The sequence below is a fragment of the Rhodococcus sp. JCM 9793 genome, from assembly GCF_055380405.1.
This window is the reverse complement of the sequence record NZ_AP043721.1, coordinates 386843-405750: the sequence shown is the minus strand read 5'-3', so window position 1 is coordinate 405750 and position 18908 is coordinate 386843. Positions and strand designations below refer to the sequence as shown.

19 protein-coding genes are annotated in these 18908 nt (G+C 66.5%); 6 read left to right on the top strand and 13 right to left on the bottom strand.

Translation table 11 applies throughout. The features are described 5' to 3' along the window. Positions 1-203 precede the first annotated feature (203 nt). The gene (locus tag ACZ46K_RS04010; protein ID WP_054805251.1) at positions 204-1505 is read left to right on the top strand and encodes a Fic family protein; all 1302 of its coding nucleotides are present in this window, start codon (positions 204-206) and stop codon (positions 1503-1505) included. A 202-nt stretch (positions 1506-1707) separates the two neighbouring features. Here the strand turns inward: ACZ46K_RS04010 and ACZ46K_RS04005 are convergent, their stop codons facing one another. Beyond that, on the bottom strand, positions 1708-3213 hold the full coding sequence (locus ACZ46K_RS04005) for an HNH endonuclease signature motif containing protein (RefSeq protein WP_054805252.1): 1506 nt from the start codon (positions 3211-3213) through the stop codon (positions 1708-1710). Between the two features lie 178 nt (positions 3214-3391). On the opposite strand from ACZ46K_RS04005, the gene ACZ46K_RS04000 reads away from it, so the two are divergent. Next, complete coding sequence (locus tag ACZ46K_RS04000) at positions 3392-4192, top strand: putative protein N(5)-glutamine methyltransferase (protein WP_464746790.1); 801 nt, start codon at positions 3392-3394, stop codon at positions 4190-4192. 16 nt (positions 4193-4208) lie between these two features. Here the strand turns inward: ACZ46K_RS04000 and ACZ46K_RS03995 are convergent, their stop codons facing one another. The 7 genes from ACZ46K_RS03995 to ACZ46K_RS03965 all read right to left on the bottom strand — a co-directional run bounded on the left by ACZ46K_RS03995 (position 4209) and on the right by ACZ46K_RS03965 (position 10418). After that, positions 4209-4952: an anti-sigma factor gene (locus ACZ46K_RS03995; protein ID WP_054810503.1), complete on the bottom strand. Its 744-nt coding sequence runs from the start codon at positions 4950-4952 to the stop codon at positions 4209-4211. Next, entirely contained in the window at positions 4942-5517 is a 576-nt protein-coding gene (locus ACZ46K_RS03990) for a sigma-70 family RNA polymerase sigma factor (RefSeq protein ID WP_464746788.1), read from the bottom strand. Before ACZ46K_RS03990 ends, ACZ46K_RS03995 begins: the two co-directional genes overlap by 11 nt. An 82-nt stretch (positions 5518-5599) precedes the next feature. Continuing rightward, positions 5600-6436 (bottom strand): DUF1295 domain-containing protein, encoded by an 837-nt coding sequence (locus ACZ46K_RS03985; protein WP_054810502.1) that lies wholly within the window; start codon positions 6434-6436, stop codon positions 5600-5602. After that, complete coding sequence (locus tag ACZ46K_RS03980; protein ID WP_054805253.1) at positions 6433-7740, bottom strand: class I SAM-dependent methyltransferase; 1308 nt, start codon at positions 7738-7740, stop codon at positions 6433-6435. Before ACZ46K_RS03980 ends, ACZ46K_RS03985 begins: the two co-directional genes overlap by 4 nt. Continuing rightward, positions 7737-8525 carry a DUF1365 domain-containing protein gene (locus ACZ46K_RS03975; protein ID WP_464746786.1) on the bottom strand — a complete coding sequence of 263 codons (789 nt, stop codon included), beginning with the start codon at positions 8523-8525 and terminating at the stop codon, positions 7737-7739. Before ACZ46K_RS03975 ends, ACZ46K_RS03980 begins: the two co-directional genes overlap by 4 nt. Further along, complete coding sequence (locus ACZ46K_RS03970) at positions 8483-9796, bottom strand: NAD(P)/FAD-dependent oxidoreductase (protein WP_464746784.1); 1314 nt, start codon at positions 9794-9796, stop codon at positions 8483-8485. Before ACZ46K_RS03970 ends, ACZ46K_RS03975 begins: the two co-directional genes overlap by 43 nt. Beyond that, positions 9786-10418, bottom strand: a complete 633-nt coding sequence (locus ACZ46K_RS03965) for an alpha/beta hydrolase (RefSeq protein WP_464746782.1) — start codon at positions 10416-10418, stop codon at positions 9786-9788. The genes ACZ46K_RS03970 and ACZ46K_RS03965 overlap by 11 nt, the downstream gene beginning before the upstream one ends. Before the next feature lie 159 nt (positions 10419-10577). On the opposite strand from ACZ46K_RS03965, the gene ACZ46K_RS03960 reads away from it, so the two are divergent. Continuing rightward, positions 10578-11243, top strand: coding sequence for a fasciclin domain-containing protein (locus ACZ46K_RS03960; RefSeq protein WP_054810829.1), 666 nt, complete (start codon positions 10578-10580; stop codon positions 11241-11243). Between the two features lie 47 nt (positions 11244-11290). Further along, positions 11291-11872 (top strand): lipocalin family protein, encoded by a 582-nt coding sequence (locus ACZ46K_RS03955; protein ID WP_054807744.1) that lies wholly within the window; start codon positions 11291-11293, stop codon positions 11870-11872. A gap of 41 nt (positions 11873-11913) precedes the next feature. Here ACZ46K_RS03955 and ACZ46K_RS03950 read toward each other — a convergent pair whose 3' ends face one another. From ACZ46K_RS03950 to ACZ46K_RS03940, 3 genes are all read right to left on the bottom strand, one after another. Beyond that, positions 11914-13413, bottom strand: a complete 1500-nt coding sequence (locus tag ACZ46K_RS03950; protein WP_464746780.1) for an SDR family oxidoreductase — start codon at positions 13411-13413, stop codon at positions 11914-11916. Continuing rightward, entirely contained in the window at positions 13410-14774 is a 1365-nt protein-coding gene (locus tag ACZ46K_RS03945) for a TIGR01777 family oxidoreductase (protein ID WP_464746778.1), read from the bottom strand. Before ACZ46K_RS03945 ends, ACZ46K_RS03950 begins: the two co-directional genes overlap by 4 nt. A 62-nt stretch (positions 14775-14836) precedes the next feature. Further along, the gene (locus ACZ46K_RS03940; RefSeq protein WP_464746776.1) at positions 14837-16189 is read right to left on the bottom strand and encodes a cryptochrome/photolyase family protein; all 1353 of its coding nucleotides are present in this window, start codon (positions 16187-16189) and stop codon (positions 14837-14839) included. A gap of 42 nt (positions 16190-16231) precedes the next feature. Between ACZ46K_RS03940 and ACZ46K_RS03935 the strand changes: the two genes are divergently transcribed. Continuing rightward, entirely contained in the window at positions 16232-16456 is a 225-nt protein-coding gene (locus tag ACZ46K_RS03935; RefSeq protein ID WP_054807691.1) for an RNA-binding S4 domain-containing protein, read from the top strand. A gap of 12 nt (positions 16457-16468) precedes the next feature. Here ACZ46K_RS03935 and ACZ46K_RS03930 read toward each other — a convergent pair whose 3' ends face one another. Then, positions 16469-16921: a MarR family winged helix-turn-helix transcriptional regulator gene (locus tag ACZ46K_RS03930; RefSeq protein WP_054807690.1), complete on the bottom strand. Its 453-nt coding sequence runs from the start codon at positions 16919-16921 to the stop codon at positions 16469-16471. A gap of 71 nt (positions 16922-16992) precedes the next feature. Here ACZ46K_RS03930 and ACZ46K_RS03925 point away from each other — a divergent pair, with 71 nt between their 5' ends. Beyond that, complete coding sequence (locus ACZ46K_RS03925; protein WP_464746774.1) at positions 16993-18255, top strand: multidrug effflux MFS transporter; 1263 nt, start codon at positions 16993-16995, stop codon at positions 18253-18255. A gap of 41 nt (positions 18256-18296) precedes the next feature. Here the strand turns inward: ACZ46K_RS03925 and rraA are convergent, their stop codons facing one another. Then, positions 18297-18785 carry a ribonuclease E activity regulator RraA gene (gene rraA, locus ACZ46K_RS03920; protein ID WP_054807183.1) on the bottom strand — a complete coding sequence of 163 codons (489 nt, stop codon included), beginning with the start codon at positions 18783-18785 and terminating at the stop codon, positions 18297-18299. Between the last annotated feature and the right edge of the window lie 123 nt (positions 18786-18908).

Sequence of the window (18908 nt, the reverse complement as noted above, 5' to 3'; positions counted from 1 at the left end):
ATTCGGAGTACTACCCGTTTCGGATGGGTGCACGCGCGCACAGGAGGAATTCGTTGACAAGCAGTCTCTGGTCAGGCGGTGGCTGCTCCTGCAGAGTCACTGATCGAGCGAGTGACGCCGGCAACCTTCAACGCGGCCGTCGCGTATTAAAGATTGAGATACTAAACTTTGATTGCATCGGGCTGGATGAAGGGATTTGCACAGTGGCCGAGCTGTGTCGCGCGTATTGGGAGTCGAATCCCGGCTCCGGTCTGGTTGCGCGCGATCGCCGCGGCGGTCACTACGACCGCTACCTTCCCGACCTGGTGACGGACCGACCACTGATCGTGCCTCCAGACCTTGCTGCGCGCGCCGCGTCCGCAGAGCGTGACATCCGACAACTCGGGACAGGTCCCGGTTCGGGCGGACTGCAGTCGATCGCTCGATTTCTGCTGCGGTCTGAGGCGATTGCCAGCTCGATGATCGAGGGGATCGCCCCCTCACCTCAGCAGGTCGCCCTGGCCGAATTGGCGCAGGACGAGGACATCCGCGGGTTCAGCGACCAGGCGCGCCTCGTGGCCAACAACATCTCGGTCCTCCGGCACGCGTCGAGCAGTCTGGTCGACACCGACGCCGTCACCGTGGATGACGTGGTCGCGCTGCACGCAGCGCTACTGCCCGACGAACGGCATCACGGCCTCCGGCAGGTTCAGAACTGGATCGGAGGCTCGAATTGGCATCCGCTCGAAGCCGATTTCGTCCACCCTTCGCCCGAGGATGTCGGACCGCTGATGACCGACCTTGTCGACTATCTCAACGGATCCCTGCACGGACCGCTGATTCAAGCCGGGATCGTGCACGCCCAGTTCGAAACGATCCATCCGTTCACCGACGGCAACGGCAGGGTCGGGCGCGCGTTGATCCACACCGTTCTTGCCCGGCGCGGTCTGGCACCGGAGGCGGTGCTCCCGATCAGTCTCGTGCTGTCGACTCTCAGCGACCGCTACGTCGGCGGGTTGAGCGCCTACCGGTACGTCGGCAACCCTGTCGACCCCGACGCCGTCGCTGGCGTGAACGACTGGCTCTCGACGTTCATCGAGTCTGCTGTCATCGCATCGGAGCACGCGCAACGCCTGGCACGAGACATCGACGAGCTGGCGCTCGAGTGGGCTGGCCGCCTTGCCAGCAACCGCGAGGAGCAAGGACTTCGAGGGGAGCCCCGCGCAGGATCCGCGACAGCACGCATCCTTCCGGTGCTCGCCGAGGCACCGATCATGACTGCGCGCACCGTGCAGCGCATCCTCGGGGTGTCGTTCCCCGCAGCGCGAGCCGCGCTCGACGAACTTGCGGACGCCGGAGTCCTGTTCCGAAAAAGCGTCGAACGCGGCACCACAGGGTACGTCGCGCGCGACGTCCTCGACCTGATCGGGCTCACCGAACGCCGGCTCGCAAGTACGCGTTTCGATACGAGAGTCTCTGCGCCGAGCCCTCGCGCGCCCGCCGTTCCGCCACCGCGGCGGCGCTGACCGGTTGCTATCGACAGTGGCGGACCCGATTGTGGACCTACACCAAATGCCGCCTACCGACAGGCCGGCAAGTCGCATAGTTTTTGCAAAGTAATGCGCATGATTACGGCGTGGATGCAGCAGATGTCCGTGCACATCAACGCGGGCAAGCCGATGACAACCGAGTTCAAACGACGGCACTCTCAACGGGTGCGCCTCTGCGTCAAGGGTGTGGGCCGTTGTCATCGCTCCGAGTGGTGCCGGAGGCATCTCTCCGGCTCGGCCGTTCCCGCCGGTACCGGTGCCTGGCAAGGGCGCCGGCGACGAAATGATCCATGTGGTGTCGGTGGTTGATCCGCGGGCGCCGGTCCGGGTCGATGTGAGGTGGCGCGATCCATTCGACGCGGCCCGGATGCGCAGCATCGGGCGGTGCGACGCGGGTTTTCCAGCCGCCGGGACCGTCGTGAACGAGGGCATGGCAGCTGTCGCAGGCGAGATCCTCGTTGGTGATGTCGGTGGCGCCGCCGTACTTCCACTCGGTTACGTGGTGCACGGCTGTGAGGGAGGCAGGAGCATCGCAACCGGGGCGCGTGCACCCGCGAGACGCTGCAATGAGGGCGAGTCGCTGATCTACCGAGGCAAGACGCCGGGCGCGACCGAGGTGAAGTGGGCGGCCGTTGTGGTCGAATAGGGCGAGTACCGGGTGGGCGTTCTGCGCCATGCGCATTGCATCCTTGACGGGCACGATTCCGCCGGTGGCGGTGGTCGCCACGCCGGACGCCTTCTCGAGTTGGTGCACCGACATCGTGATGATCGCCGTCACCGGTAGACCGCGATGACTGCCCAGCACACCGGACGCGAGCATCTGCCGCAATGCAAAGGTGAGAGCGTCATGGTTGCGTTGCACCGCTGTGCGGGTGTCGCGGTCGGCGGCCTTCGCCATCGCCGTACGGTCCAGATTCGGGGAATCGACATCCCCAGAGGGTGATTCAGGGTCGCCGGGGTTGTTCATGCCGGGGCGGGCGAGTTTGGCGAGCACCGGTTCGAGGAGGGCCCGCGTCTCCGGGTCCAGCAGTCCGGAGATCGGGGTCATGAGGTCGGTGCCCTGCTTGCCGAGCCGCAGGCCGCGGCGACGCTTACGTTCGCGCTCGTCGGGGGCGTTGCCGTCGGGATTGAGGTGGGCGAGCAGGTGGATGCCAATCTTGGTGACGTCTTCAGGAGTGGTGGAGCGGGCCGCGTCGGCGAGGATCTGCTCTGCGGCATCGATTTCGTCGGAGGTGGTACCGCTCGGGAGCTGCCGCATGGTTCTGGCGATTGCGGCAACGTGGTCGGGGCCGATGGCGCCTTCGCGGCCGGCCGACGCGGTGGCGGGCAGGGTAGCGTCCATCGGCTCACCGCTGAGGGTGTGCCAGGTGCCGGTCTTGGTGGCGCCCTTCACGCGTTTCGCGGCGTCGGCTCCCGAGATGCGGAGCGTCGAGACGAGGAAGTCGTTGATGGAGCGGCAGGCGAGGTTTGCCGGGATGGACCGTTCGACGGATTCGACGACGAACCGGTGCCCGACGGCGGCGGCCTTCCTCAGGGAGACCTCCATCCGTTGCAGTGCTTCGACGACATCGGCTTCGGATAGGCCCGTCAGCGGTTCGGCGAGCAGACCTTCGACGGCGGCGTCGAGGGTGGCCAGGTGGTGTCCCACTTGGCCGAGCCCGTTGCCGCCATCGTCCGAAAGCATGTTCGAAGTGTAGTCGGACCCTCCGACAAGAAATGGAAGTCCACAAAGAAGTGGAAGTCCGGGCGATGCTTCCGAATCTGGAGAACACACATTTGGGTCCTCTCCTCACGAGACTGCGGCTGATCGGACGGCCTGAAATTCAATGGTTGTGCCGGAGTCGACGCGGTTAGGGTGTGCTGTGACCGAAATCGGAGACGGTCCGAACCGGCTGTCGCCCCCCGCGACCCTGATCACACGGCTGAGGTCCGCCGGGTGCGTTTTCGCCGAGGACGAGGCCCGGCTACTCGCAACTGCTGCACACACCCCGTCGGATCTGGAAGCGCTCGTGCAGCAGCGGATCGACGGCCGCCCCCTCGAACACGTGCTGGGCTGGGTGGAATTCTGTGGTGTGCGGATCGCGGTCGATCCCGGGGTGTTCGTTCCCCGCCGTCGTACGGAATTCCTTGTTCGCTGCGCCGCCGACGTGGTGGTGCCGGGGGCGCTCGTCGTCGACATGTGCTGTGGATGCGGGGCGGTGGGGGCTGTGCTTACGGACTCCGTGCCCGGCATCCGGCTGCATGCCGCCGATATCGACCCCGAGGCGGTCCGCTGCGCGCGCCGCAACGTCGCACCATGTGACGGCGACGTGCACTGTGGCGACCTCTATGCGGCGCTGCCCGACTCGATGCGAGGCCGGGTCGATGTGGTCGTCGCCAACGCCCCCTACGTGCCGACGGCTGCGATCGGCACCATGCCGCCCGAGGCACGGATACACGAGCCACGTGTCGCGCTGGATGGCGGCGACGACGGACTCGACGTGCATCGACGGTTGGCGGTGTCCGCAACGGAGTGGCTCGCGCCAGGGGGACATCTGCTGGTGGAAGCCAGCTCCGGGCAGGCCACAGACGCGACGAAAATTCTCGTCGCGGCCGGTCTGGCACCGGTGATCCGCCGGTCGGAGGAGTTCGACGCCACTGTGGTCATCGGCACCCGGCCGTGACCCGTCGGCGGCGTGCTCAGCCCAGCGGCAACTGCGCGAAGATGGCGGTCGGCTGGGGCGATCCGCCGGAGGGCTCCACGCTGAATCCCAAAGCGGTGGCATCCGAAATACCTTCGAGGACAGCGGTGGTCGACGGAGCGACGTCGTCGGGCGTCATGGTGCCCGCAGCGGTTGCGCCGTCCGGCCCGATCAGCCACATCTGGTAGACCGTGCCGTCGGTCGGCGGCGCGACGTTGTTCATCACCAGCACGCCGGCATCGACGTCCTTCGAATACACGACAGTAGCCGTGCCTCCACCCTCGATGGAACCAGAGGTCGTACGCACGTCGTCGGCTGCCAGGACCTGGGCGGATGTGGGAGGCAACTCATCTCGGAGTTGCGTTGCAATACCGATGCCGCCGATCGCGATCACTACGGCGGCCGCGGCGGCGAGCAGGAAGTAGCGTCGCCGGTTCCGGCGTGCCGCGAGGGAGATCGGGGCGTCGGCCACGTGAGGATCGGGCGTCGTGATGGCGTCGAGGAGATGTTGCCGCACGTGCGCCGGTGGGTCGACGGCAGTCGCGTCCGACACCGCCGCCATGGATTCGCGGATCTCGCGGACCTCTCGCAGGAATGCCGCAGCGACGTCTGAGTCGACTTCCGCCAGGCGGGCTTCGATCGCGCGACGTTCGTCGTCGGAAACCGCATCCAAGGCGTATACAGCGGCGAGATCGAGCAGGTTGTCTTCGTCGTCGAAGCCGGATCGTGTGCTACTCGTCATCGCTGTTCACCCCCAGGCAGTTCTTCAGGCGGAGCAGGCCGTCCCTGATCCTGGATTTGATGGTCGGCAGCGTCGCGGACAGGCGTTCCGATACTTCCCGGTAGGTGAGGCCGCCGTAATACGCGAGTTCGACGGACTGGCGTTGTAGTTCGGTCAGCGTGCCCAGACACTCGATCACCTGTCGTGTGTCGTCTCGGCGGAGTGCTTCGTCGCTGACGCTGTCGAACTCGGTGGCCGTGGTCAGGGCGCCGTAGCGGGACTCCCGTTCGGCCCCGGACTGCTCGGCGCGCACCCGGTCGACGGCCCGGCGATGTGCCAGAGTGATCAGCCACGCGAGTGCGGACCCCTGCGTGCGATCGAACCCCGACGCGGTGCGCCACACCTGCAGGTAGACCTCCTGCAGCGTTTCCTCGCTGTAGCCGGGGTCGCGGAGTACCCGCAGCACCATGCCGTACGCCCTCGACCGCGTCAGGTCGTAGAACTCTGCGAAGGCAGCCGAATCCTCGGCCGCGACCCGAACGAGCAACGCCTCGAGTGTGTCGGTGCCGCCGCCGACGCCGGTCATGGGCTGTGTCCGCTCATCGGACGGAATCCTAGTCGGGCGAATCGGGCCGCTCAACCTGCCCCGGCAGAGATGGAGCCCGATGTCACGCCGAGGCGCCCGGGTGGGCACGCCGATCATCTCCCGAAACAGGGCGGGGTGGCCGCGGAAGGAAGTACGAGGTGCGCTCCTGATACTCCGGATAACCGGGCCGCTTGGACATCGATTGCTCGAGCAGCCGCGCGCCCGTCGCGTAGACCAGGAAGTAGGTCATGATCGCGGGTGAGGCCACAGTGATCGCTCCGGGCCATACGCTCGCCGCGATCAGCCATACTCCCCACCACACGGTGGCATCGCCGAAATAGTTGGGATGCCGCGTCCACGCCCACAACCCCCGGTCCATGATCCGGCCACGATTCGCCGGGTCCGACTTGAACCGTCGCAGTTGCAGGTCGCCGATCGCCTCGAACATCAGACCGGTGACCCACGCGGCGAGACCCGTCCAGAGCACTACCCAGCCGAAGCCGCGCGTCGGTCCGAGTACCGCCGAGACCTGGATCGGCAACGACACGAACCATTGCGCCGCGCCCTGGGTCACGAAGACCTTGCGGATGATCGTGGCGATCGAGTGGTCACCGGCGCGTTCGAGCATGTCCGTGTAGCGGGGGTCCTCACCTTTGCCCAGGGACTTGCGGTACATGTGCCACGTCAGCCGCAGACCCCACACCGTGACCAGTGCGAGCAGGAGGAACCGACGCGAGGCGTCACCGCTGCCGAGCACCGCTGCAGCTGCGGCCACCGCCACGAAGCCGAGACCCCACGAGACGTCCACGACGTTGTAGCGTCCGATACGGTGCCCGACGGTGAAGGTGATCGCCTGGATCAGCGTGAGCAGGACCAGGGCGGTCGCGGTGATGAGGAAGAACTCCGACCATGTGCTCATCGCTCGTTCTCCTTCCGGAACACGATCTGCTGGACGTCGAGATATCCCGACCGGAATCCGGCTTCCGAATAGGCCAGATAGAACTCCCACATGCGCCGGAACGTGGCGTCGAAGCCGATGTCCCCGACCCGGTCTCCGTGCGCCACGAAACGTTCGCGCCACAGCCTCAAGGTTTCCGCGTAGTGCTCGCCGAACCGCAACCGGTCGATGGTGCGCAGCGATGTCAGCGCGCGGGTGGTCACGTCGATCGATTCGGTCGACGGCAGCATCCCGCCGGGGAAGATGTACTTGTGGATCCACGTATAGGTGTCGCGGGTTTCCGTCATCCGATCATGCGGCATCGTGATGGCTTGCAGTGCAACGAGACCGCCGGGTCGTAGGAGCCGGTCGAGGCTACGGAAGTAGGTGGGCCAGTAGTCGTAGCCGACCGCCTCGACCATCTCCACCGACACGATCGCGTCGTATTCTCCGTCGACCGCGCGGTAGTCGAGGAGATCGATCTGCACCCGTTCGGACAACTTGGCCGCCGCGACACGCTCCCGTGCCAAGGTGCGCTGCTCCTCCGAGAGCGTCACCGAACGCACGACGGCACCGCGCTGCGCGGCGCGTACGCACAGTTCTCCCCAGCCGGTGCCGATTTCGAGCAAGCGCGTTCCCGGGCCCACGTTCGCGGCGTCGAGCAGGCGATCGATCTTACGGTCCTGAGCTGTCGCCAGCGCATCCCAGTGGGCGGGGAGCTCGTCGAACAGTGCGCTCGAATAGGTCATCGATCGGTCCAGGAACGTGTTGAACAACGCGTTCGACAGGTCGTAGTGACGAGAGATGTTGGATTGGCTATTCTGCTCGGTATTCCGTTCGGCCGCAGGCTGTTTTGTGACGAACAACCGCCGCAGGCGCTGAAGTCGAAGCGGGATCAGCGTGCCGATCTCGGCGGCGAACGGGGTGAGCACCGCGACCGGATCCGACGCGGTCCAATCACCCGCCATGTAGGCCTCACCGAAGCCGATGAGCCCGTCGTGGCCCAGTCTCCGGGCGAAGTTGTCGGGCCGGCGGATGATCATCCGGGGCAGAATCCGACAATCGGTGCCGGTGGTGCTTCCCGTCTCGCCGCCGGCTCCGAGCACGGTTCCGTCCGGGTATTCCACCCGCACGTCGAGACGGGCGGCGGCACGTCGGAACAATCGGTCGGCGACCACTGCCGCGACACGGGCGCGGAGTCCTCCGGGGACTCGTGCCACGTCGGGCCATCTCTGCGCGTCGACGCTCACCCGCGGGGCGGACAACTCGAGTTCGGGTGTGCTCATCGGGAAATCTCCTGGGGAAGTCTTGGGGAGGGGGCCGGATCCGGGTGCGGGACGAGTGGCAGCCTGCGCAACCACAGTTCGACGCCGTGCCTCCGGATACGAGCCGAAATCATCTGGGACGCGAGTGGGTGCGAGATCTGGGCGCGCACGACGGCGCCGATGGTGGCGGGCCTGCCGGACCCGCGCATCGTGGCGGTGAACGGCGGTTGTCCCTCGCGATGCAGGGCGACCTCGACATCGAGAAAGGGGCCTGGCTCCGCGACCCGCAGGGTGTAGCTGCCGGTGACCTCATTGAACGGGGAGACGTAGAAGACCTTGTCGGTCTCCGCGTAGCCCGAGGCATCCGGCCTCAGCAGATAACAGTGCCGGCCGCCATAGGTGTTGTGGACCTCTGCTACGACGCACACGAGCTCCCCGCCGGGATCGCGACACCAGAACAGCGTCAGCGGATCGAAGACGTGACCGAGTACCCGCGCGTTGAGCAGCGCGGTGACACGCCCGCCGCGAAGGTCGATACCTTCACTTGTGAGATACGCGTCGAGCCCTTCTCGGAGCGTCGTATCCGGGCGGGGGTCGTCGAAGTGATCGGCTGGGTCGAACCGAGCGAACGGGCGTAACCACCATGGCAGGACCGGCAGGTCGTCGAGGTCGATGTACCAGCTATAGCTTCGGTATTCGAATGCGTGCCGGATCGGTGCGCGCCGAACGTGTCCGATTCTGGTGCGGTAGATCCACGCCGTGGTCACGGGGACACCTCCGCCCTGATGGAGGAAGGCGCACCCCATTCGACGCCGAGCCGCCGAGCGGCCTCGACACCCGACCGGGCGCCGTCTTCGTGGAATCCCCATCCGTGGTACGCGCCGGCGAATGCGATTCTGCTGTCGCCGATCTCGGGCAGACATTCCTGTGCTGCGACCGATTCCGGGGTGTAGAGCGGATGTTCGTATGTCATCTCGGCGAGAACCGTGCTCGGATCGACGAGATGTGCGCCGCCGAGCGTCACGAGGAATCGCCGATCCGTCACATCGGTCAAGCGCATCAGCCGGGTCATATCGTAGGTCACGATCACCTCGCCGGAACCGCCACCCGCCGGGGTCAGGTAGTTCCACGAGGCTCGCGCACGTTCGGCGCGCGGGAGCAGCGAGATATCGGTATGCAATTGCACACGGTTCGTCGAATACGGCATCGCGCCGAGTATTCGGCGCTCCGTCTGCGTCGGCCGGGCAAGCATCGAGAGGGCCTGTGCGGGGTGCACGGCGATGACCGCGGCGTCGAACCAGCGCACATCTCCGTCGCCGTCGACCACGCACACACCGTCGTCGGTCCGTTCCACACTGTGTACCGGTGTATCCACGAGGACCTCGTCGAGCCGGCTCGCGAGAGCATCGACGTAGGTGCCGGATCCACCGGTCACTGTCCGCCACGTGGGGGAGCCGAAGACGGTGAGCATGCCGTGGTGGTCGAGAAATCGGAACAGGTACCGAGCAGGATAGCGGCCGGCAAAGGCCGGATCGCACGACCACACCGCAGCGACGAGAGGCGTCATGAAGTGCTCGATGAAGAACGGGGAGAATTTGTTCCGTGCGAGAAACGCCTCGAGCGGTTCGTCCGTCCCATGATCCCCGGCCTCGAGCAGCGCTCGCGCGGCGCGGTGGAAACGCAGGACCTCGCCGAGCATCCGCAGGTAGCGCGGTCGGGTGAGGGAACGCCAGGTGGGAAAGAGCCCCGAAACACCTTTTGCCCCGGCATATTCGAGTCCGGTGTCGTCGGATCGGATCGACATGGACATGTCGGATTCCTGCGTGACGACATCGAGTTCGTCGAACAGGCGCAGCAGCGTGGGATAGGTCCGGTCGTTGTGGACGATGAACCCTGTGTCCACCGACACCGGCGTTCCGTCTTCCAAGGTGAGGTGGTGGGTGTGAGCATGTCCGCCGAGGCGTGAGTCCGCCTCGAACAGGGTCACGCGGTCGTGCTGCGACAGCACGTGGGCAGCTGTGAGCCCCGCGATGCCGCTGCCGACCACGGCGATGGAACGGGATGCTTCACGCGTCATGGTTACCTCCGGTGTGGCTGGTCTCGGGTGTCAAGGAATCGATGAGGAAGTCGGCGGTGACGGAATGCCACCAGCAGGGGCGGGTCAGCATGAAATGCCCCGCGCCGGGCAGCGGACGCCACGTCGCGTCGACTCCGCGTCGCGATGCCTCAGCGGTTTGGGCTTCGGCCGAAGCGGGGTCCGTCCAGCGGTCTCCGGTTCCGTGCGCCACCAGGAGCCGACGTCCCGCAGGGATGAGTGCGGCGTCGTTGTCGGGCCACCAGGGGGCCAGTGCGACCACCGCTTCGACACCGTTCTGCGCGGCGAGATGTGCCGCGACCCGCCCGCCCATCGAATGCCCCACGAGGCCGATGCGTGTGTCGGGCCGCCGATCGAGTGTCGCGTCGAGTGCACGCAATGCGTCGTGCACCGGGCTCATCCGGTCGCCGTTCCAGCCGCGCACTCCGTACTGCACCTGGTCCACCGTGATGCCGTGACCCGTCAGCCTCGAACGTAACGCCTCGGTCAGCAGGGCCATTCGCACGCTCGTCAGATGCCACGGTCGTGTCCCCGCATGACTCGAGGGTTTGCCACCGGGCAGTACCAGCACGTGCGCGCGTCCCCGAGGTGAAGTGGAATCCATGCTCGGGCTTCGGTGCGGGCGCGATTTCGGATGGGTCACCGGCGCCGGAGAATTTTTCTTCCGATCGCACCCATCCCCCTGCCCCGCAGCGGCGAATGACTCTCCGACACACCTCATCGACGCGGTTCGAGGACCGCGCGTACCGAAGGGAACGAGACGATGGCGAATCGGACACGTAAGAGCTTGGCACTTATCGGTATCGGCGCTGCGGCGGTACTGAGCATCTCCGCCTGCACGTCGGACGACAGCTCCGACACCACGATGGATACGACCACCAGCACCATGACCGAAACCACCGCACCGATGGAGACGACCGAGTCCGCCGCGGCAATGCCGGCAGGCCTCGTCGGGCCCGGATGCGCCGCCTACGCAGAACAGGTGCCGACGGGCCCCGGTTCGGTCGAAGGGATGGCGCAGGAGAACGTGACCACTGCAGCATCGAACAACCCGATGCTCACCACGCTCACTGCGGCGGTCTCCGGGCAGCTCAACCCGGACGTGAACCTCGTCGACACGCTCAACGGCGGCGAGTTCACGGTGTTCGCGCCGGTGGACGACGCCTTCGCGTTGGTCGATCCCGCGACCATCGAGACGTTGAAGACCGATTCGGCACTGCTGACCGATGTCCTCACCTACCACGTGGTCCCCGGTCAGATCGCGCCCGCCGATATCGCCGGCGAGCAGACCACCGTTCAGGGCGGCAGCGTCGAGGTCGCGGGCTCCGGCGACGAGTGGACGGTCAACGACGCCAACGTGATCTGCGGTGGCATCGAAACAGCGAACGCGACCGTCTACCTGATCGACGGTGTCCTGATGCCGCAGTAGTCCGGATACTGCAGTAGCTCTGGCCTCGGCCGAAGAAGGGATATCTCGTGAGAAAGACGATCATCGGCCTCGCTGCGGCGCTTCTCGCCGCAGCGGGCTCGACGCTGGTGGCGGCGCCCGCTCAGGCCGCGCCACTGAGTCCGGTTCCGCAGCTCGATGTGAGCCGTTACCTGGGCGACTGGTACCAATTGGCCGCCAATCCGGCGCCGTTCAATCTCGACTGTGTGCGCGACACCACCGCGAACTACACGCTGATCGACGAGCAGAATATCCGCGTAGAGAATTCGTGCACCACCGTCGCCGGTGAACGACGGGGCATCGTGGGCAATGCCCGTGTCAACGACACCGCGGCACTTCATGTGTCGTTCCCCGGTGTGCCGTCACAGGATTCGCTCGACGGCCCGAGCAACTATGTCGTCGCGTATCTCGCGGACGACTACTCGTGGGCGCTGGTCGGCGATCCGAACCGGCTTTCCGGGTTCGTGCTGTCGCGGTCGCCGGTCGTGGATGCGGAGAGCTGGCAGGCGATCCGCGCAGTGGTGGAGGCACAGGGTTACAACTCGTGTCTGATGCTCACGTCGCCGACCACGGAAGGACTACAGGAGATCAAACCGCTCTGCACTGTGTGAGCTGAGCGGATCGAGACCCGGAAGACCGGTGGCGACGATCGTCACCGGTCCTTCCGCGCTGTTCCCGCGATGTTCTCGAGCATGCCGGCGAAGATGACTCCGTGGAACGGCAGCAGCGAGTACCAGTACAGCCTGCCGGCAAGACCTTTCGGGAAGAAGATCGCGCGCTGGTGTAGCCGGGTGCGGTCGGGACCGAGGGGTTCGAGCCGCCATTCGAGCCACGCCCCGCCCGGCGCGAGCATTTCCGCACGCAACCGCAGCAACTCCGGGCGGTCGATGCGCTCGACCCTCCAGAAATCGAGTGCGTCGCCGGTGTGCAGGGTGCGGGGGTTCCGCCGTCCACGGGCCAGCCCGACTCCGCCCACGAAACGATCGAGCCAGCCGCGAATCGTCCACGCCAACGGGAACGAGTACCACCCGTTCTCGCCGCCTATTCCCTCCACCACCTCCCACACTGCGGTCGCGTCGGTGTCGCAGTCGAGGCTGCGCTCGTCGACGAAGACGGCCTCTCCGGCCCAGTCCGGGTCCGATGGCAAGGGATCCGCGGGCGCCCCCACCGGTGACGCGTTCGCCCACGAGGTTTCCACCTCGCCGCGCTCGATGCGCCCCAGTGCCAGCCGCACGGCGTCGCGGTACCCGGTGAGTCCCTCGGACGGTGGCGCGATCACCTCGTCGACGTCGTGATCGTCCATCACCGCATCGTTTCCCAGGGATTCGATCAGGGAGCGACCCAGGGACGGTGGGATCGGTGTGACCAGCCCGATCCACAGGCCTGCCAGTTTCGGTGTGAGAACCGGAAGGACCAGGATCCTGCGACGATGCAACCCTGCAACGTCTGCGTAGACCTGCATCATCTCCCCGTACCGCAGCACGTCGGGCCCACCGATGTCGTAGATGCGACTGCGCGGCAGCGGGGCCGTTGCTGCCGCCACCAGGTAGTGCAGCACGTCGCGGATCGCAATCGGCTGGATCCGGTTGTTCACCCAGCGGGGTGTCGTCATCACCGGCAGACGATTGCTCAGATGGCGGATCATCTCGAATGATGCCGATCCCGAACCGATCACCACTCCGGCCTGGAACACCAGCGTCGGCACCTCGGACTCGAGCAGGATCTGCCCGACCTGCGCCCGCGATCTCAGGTGTGTCGACAACTTCGCGGACTTCGGGTGCAGACCACCGAGATAGACGATCCTGCCGACGTCGGCGCTGCGGGCTGCTACGGCGACGTGGTTCGCCGCGCGTCGTTCGGCGTCGAGGAACTCGCTGCGACCACCCATCGAATGCACCAGGTAGTAGACGACATCGATGTCCCGGCATGCTCGCTCGATCGATTCGGGATCGTCGAGGTCGCCGCGCAGCACCTCGACGTCGTCGGCCCACGGCACGTCGCGGAGTTTGTCGGGACTGCGCGCGAGAACCCGCACACGGTGGCCCGCTGCGACGAGGCGAGGTGCGAGTCGGCCGCCGATGTATCCGGTCGCGCCCGTCACGAGGATGTGCAGCGGTCGCCCGGGCGAGTGGGCGCGGCCTGTATCGGTCATGACGCCGCCAACAGGTGCCCGAGCTGATGGCGCAGGCAATCCTCGAGGGAGGCGCGGCGGAACGTGTGCCCCGCATCGAGTAGGCGCCGGGGCACGACGTACTGGTCTGCGGTGGCCAGCTCGCGGGCACCCTGCTCACCGAGCAGCAGCTTCGGGCCGAAGCCGGGCACCGGCAGCACGGCCGGACGACGCAGCACGCCTGCGAGAACGCGCGTGTATTCGTCGTTGCGTACCGGGTCCGGCGCGACGGCGTTGACGGGACCGGACAGTGCCGGGTCGTACAGGGCGCGATGGTAGACGTCGAGCAGGTCGTCGAGGTCGATCCACGACAACCACTGTCGTCCGCTGCCCAGGCGCCCGCCCAGGCCCGCAGCGAACAGGGGCCGCATCAGCTGCAGGGTGCCGCCGCGCGGCGTCTGCACCACGCCGGTGCGCACATTGACCACTCGCAGTCCCCCTTCCGAGGCGGGTGCGGTGGCAGCTTCCCACTCGGTCACCACGTCGGTGAGGAAACCCCCTCCACCCGAGGAGTTTTCGTCGAGCGGCTCGTCACCCCGGTTGTAGCCGTACAGGCCGATGGCCGACGCGCACACGAACGTGGCGGGTCCGTTCGCAGTACCGGCCGCGCATTCGGCGAGCCGTCGTGTCGGCCCGATGCGGCTGTCGCGTATTGCGGCCTTGTGCGACTCGGTGAACCGTCCGGCGATGGACGCGCCGGCCAGATGCACGACGGCGTCGACTCCCTCGAACAGGTCGGGGGCGGGTGACACGGGATCCCAGCGGCGCTCGTCTTCGCCGTGTGCAGGACGCCGCACGAGGCGGATCACGCGGTAGCCGCCGGTGCTCAGGAATGCGGTCAGCGCCGTACCGATGAGCCCGGATGCGCCCGAGATCGCGACGGTCACCGGTCGCACGCCCTGTTCGTGCGACCAGCGGTGGCTCGCGAGATCGTCGGCGAGTTGGCGGTGCCGGTACCGGAAGGTCTGGAGCAGCAGGCGCTCGGGGATCGGGGTGTCGACGAGATCGGTCACTCGGGTCCGGTGCCTGTCGACCTCCTCGAACCGGTGGTCGTGGCGCCAGGAGCGGATCAGCCCGGCCGGCAGCGACATCACGCCGTCGTGTCCGAGTGCATCGACGAAGCGTGACGGGGGATCGTAGGCGTCGGGTTGGTGATCGGCGATCCAGCGCAGGCCCCCGGGCAAGCCGAGTACGGCACGGCCGTCCGCGAGCGAGTCGGCCTCGGACACGACGCTCATGGGTTGCCACGGCGGAAGCAGCCGATGGATCGCGCCGCGCTTCGCGTGCCAGTCGAACACGTCGTCGCGGGTCGCCTCGACGACGCTGCTGTATTCGATACCCATGAATCCTCCGTGGATCGTGTTCCGCCTGCTCTTCATTCGGACCCCGCCCATCGGCGGATGGGTTATCGGCGGGTGGAGATCTCTCCGTATCGTGTCAGCGCAACCTGCCGTTCGTGGGCGTGATCGACGAGCGGTTCCGGATATCCGGCCGGCGGACCGTCCGGCAGCCGATGGACATTCCTGCCCGCGACGCCACGCAGTTCGGGTACCCAGCGGCGCACGTAATCACCCGCCGGATCGAACTTCTCTCCCTGCGAGGTCGGGTTGAACACGCGGAAGTAGGGCGCGGCATCGGTGCCGCACCCGGCAGTCCACTGCCATCCGTGCTGGTTGGATGCGAGATCGCCGTCGACGAGGTGTGTCATGAAGTGCTGCGCGCCCCACCACCACGGCAGGTGCAGATCCTTGGTGAGAAACGACGCGACGATCATCCGCAGCCGGTTGTGCATCCACCCTTCGGTGAGCAGTTGCCGCATGCCGGCGTCGACGATCGGGAATCCGGTGCGGCCCTGCTGCCATGCGGCGAAGGCGCGTTCGGCGTCGGTGCCCGTGTCGTAGCGGAGGGCGTCGAAGCGCTGGTTGTAGTTGCGGTACGCGGTGTCGGGGCGATGGTGAAGCACGTCGGCGTAGAAGTCACGCCAGCACAGTTCGCTGCGGAAGGTGGTGGCGCCCGAGTCGGAGCGGCCCCGCAGATCGTGCAGGAGGGTGCGGGGATGCACGCACCCGAACTTGAGGGCGGCAGACATGCGGCTCGTGCCGTCGAGATCGGGCCGGTCGCGGTCGGTGTCGTATCGTTCGAGCCCGTCGTCGAGGAACTCTCGCCACCGGCGCAGTGCGGCGTCCTCTCCGGCCGGTGGCAATGTGACGTCGGTGTCGTGCGGGATGTCCGGGATCTCGACGCGCAGATCGGCCCCGTCCGGGTCCAGCCACGCCGCGGTGGAAGCATCGGTCTTCGCGGGTGATCGCCACCCGTGGTCGAGCCACGCCCGCCGGAACGGCGTGAACACCCGATACGGTGTGCCGTCGTTCTTGAGCACACGCCCGGGTGAGACAGCGTAGGGCGATCCCGTCCGGACCATCGACACATCGCCCAGCGCGGTCTCGACCGCTCGGTCGCGGCGTGATCCGTACGGTGCGTGGTCCGCACTGACGTGTACGGCCCGCGCATCGAACTCTCGGGCGACTCTCGGTACCACGACGGCCGGGTCGCCGCGGACGACCAGCAGCCGACCGTCGAGGTCGTGGTCGAGCGCACGCAGACAGCGCAGCAGAAACGTCGAGCGGGGCCCGGGTGTGGCAAGCGTGTCGTCGAGCACGAAGAGGGCGACGACACGGTGTGCGTCGGCGGCACTCGACAGGGTGGGCAGATCATGTAGCCGCAGATCACGGCGGAACCAGACGACTTCTGTACTCACCCGTCCAGTGTGCGTGTAAGGGGATGGGTGACAATGGCGAACATGTCCGACGCGTTCGATGTCCCCATTCGTGACGACTCGATCAGGCTCGGTCAGTTCTTGAAACTGGCGAGCCTGATCGAGTCGGGTGCCGAGGCCAAAGAGGTGATCGCCGACGGTCTCGTCTCGGTCAACGGTGAGGTCGAGGTGCGTCGGGGCAGGCAGTTGCAGACCGGCGACATCGTCGAGATCGGCGGGATGAGCGCGCGGGTCGCGCGTTTCGACTGAGACGCCCCTGGGTCAGGATCCTGAGAATCCTTCTTTCAGCCGTTCGAGGGCGGGCGCCACGTCGAGGATCTCCGCCGCGTCGTCCGGATCCATGTCGGCGACGAGGCGTCGGACGCCGCTGATCCACATCTCGCGGATCTTCTCGCCGTTGTGTTCGGCCAGCGGTGTGCGGTGCAGCGTGTGCGAGCGCCGGTCGGTGGGGTTGGTCGTGCGTGTGACCAGTCCGCGTTGGATGAGGCTGCGGACGGTAGCGCTGACGTTGCTGCTCTGCAGTCCGAGCGTGCGGGCGATGTCCGACACCGTGTAGCCGGGGTGGTCGGAGAGGACGCGGAGAAGTTCGATCTCGGACTGGGGTAGGCCGGTGAGTCCGGCTTCCCGTTCGCCGAATCGTTGCAGCGTCCAGACGAGCGTTCGGATGCTGTCGGCGAGCCGTGTGATCGGTTCGTCGTTCGCGCTATTGGACACCCATCCATGATAGCGCGTACATTTATATATAAATTCAGATATATATTTGCATACAAGAGTGGGGTTTCTTCTTGGCACGATCAGACACGCCCGGCCTCACCGAGACGTCGGACGACACGCGGGCGACCGACGTCGAGGCGAACGGAGCCGACCGGAGATCCGTCGGCTCGCTGCCGATGGCGATGACCACGACACTCGCACTGCTCGCCGCGCTGGCGCCGCTCGCGGTAGACATGTACCTCCCCGGCTTCACCGGGATCGGTGAGGAGTTCGGTGCCACCGTGTCGGCGGTGCAGTTGACGTTGACCGCATTCCTCATCGGTATGGCACTCGGCAACCTCGTGATCGGGCCGCTGTCCGACAAGTTCGGTCGCCGGCCGTCGATGCTCGTGGGCACCTTCGTGTGCGCCGTCGCCAGTGTCGCGTGTGCACTCGCCCCGACCGTCGAACTGCTCGCCGTGTCGCGGTTCGCGCAGGGTTTCGCGGGTGCCGCCGGGATCGTCGTGGGCCGCGCTGTCGTCGCCGATCGCGTCGCCGGAGTCGCCGCGGCAAAGCTGTTCGGGCTGCTCGTACTGGTCAGCGGCATCGCGCCGATCGTTGCACCGTTGATCGGTGGTGCGATCGTGCTGTCGGTCGGCTGGCGCGCGGTGTTCTGGTTCCTCGCCGCGATGAGCGTGCTGATGCTCGTGGCCATCGTCGTCTTCGTCCCCGAGAGTCTCCCGGCCGACAAGCGCAAGGCCGGCGGAATCGGCGCGATGGCACGTGAGCTGGGTACCGTACTGCGCGACCGCGTGTTCCTGGGCAACATGTTGGCGCACACCTTTGCGTTCGGCGTTCTCTTCGCCTACATTTCGGCGTCGCCGTTCGTCCTGCAAGGCATCCACGGGCTGTCGACCGGTTGGTACACGATTGCCTTCGCGTTCAACGCGGTGGGCCTGACCGCCGCCAACATCGTCAACGCGAAACTGCTCGAACGAGTCGGTCCGCGGAAGTTGCTCGAGTTCGGTACCGGACTGCTCGTGGTGTTCGGCGCACTCCTCGTCGTCGATGCACTTGTCGGACCGGCACTGTGGGCAACCCTGGTTCTGCTCTGGTGCTCCGTCGCGAGTCTCGGTTTCGTGATCGCCAACGCCGCGGCGATCGCACTCGAACGGGTCCGCCACGCCGCCGGCACAGGCTCGGCGCTGCTCGGAGCTCTGCAGTTCCTTTTCGCTGCCGCCGTTGCCCCGATTGTGGGTATGTGGGGAGAGGCCACCGCCGTCCCCATGGCCGTCGCGATGGCCGCGAGCGCTGTGCTCGGTTGGGGCGCCCTCGTGGTAGCGCGACGTAGATGAGGCCGACCTGACCTGCCTGCGCAGACGTCCGTGTGCGGCTCTCAGTTCGCTGCGCGCACGACCACACCATCGCTGTCGCTGTAGACGATCTCGCCGGGGTTGAACGTCACGCCACCGATCTCGATCGGCACGTTCTTCTCACCCGACCCGGTCTGGGTGCTCTTGCGCGGGTTCGTGCCGAGCGCCTTGACTCCGATGCCGAGGGTGCGCAGAATCGCGGAGTCGCGGACGGCTCCGTTGACGATCACCCCGGCCCAGCCGTTGTCGACGCCGCGCCCGGCAATGATGTCGCCGACGAGTGCGGTGTGGATGCTCGCGTCGCCGTCGACCACCAGGACACCACCGTTGCCCGGCTCCGACAGGGTCTGCTTGACCAGCAGGTTGTCCTGGAAGCAACGGATCGTCGTGATCGGTCCGGCGAATTCGGCGTGCCCACCGAACTGAATGAACTGGGTGTCGCAGCTGCGGATGTCCGGGCCGATCTCGTCGGCGAGGTCGGCGGTCGCGGTGAATTCGATGGCTTCGCTCATGGGGCAGAGAATAATCCCTGCGCGTGCACCGCTCGACGATGGTGACGACGACCACGAGCCTGCGTCGCCGCAATTGGGTAGATTCTTGTATTCTTACGGGCCGGTTTCGACCATGACGGATAC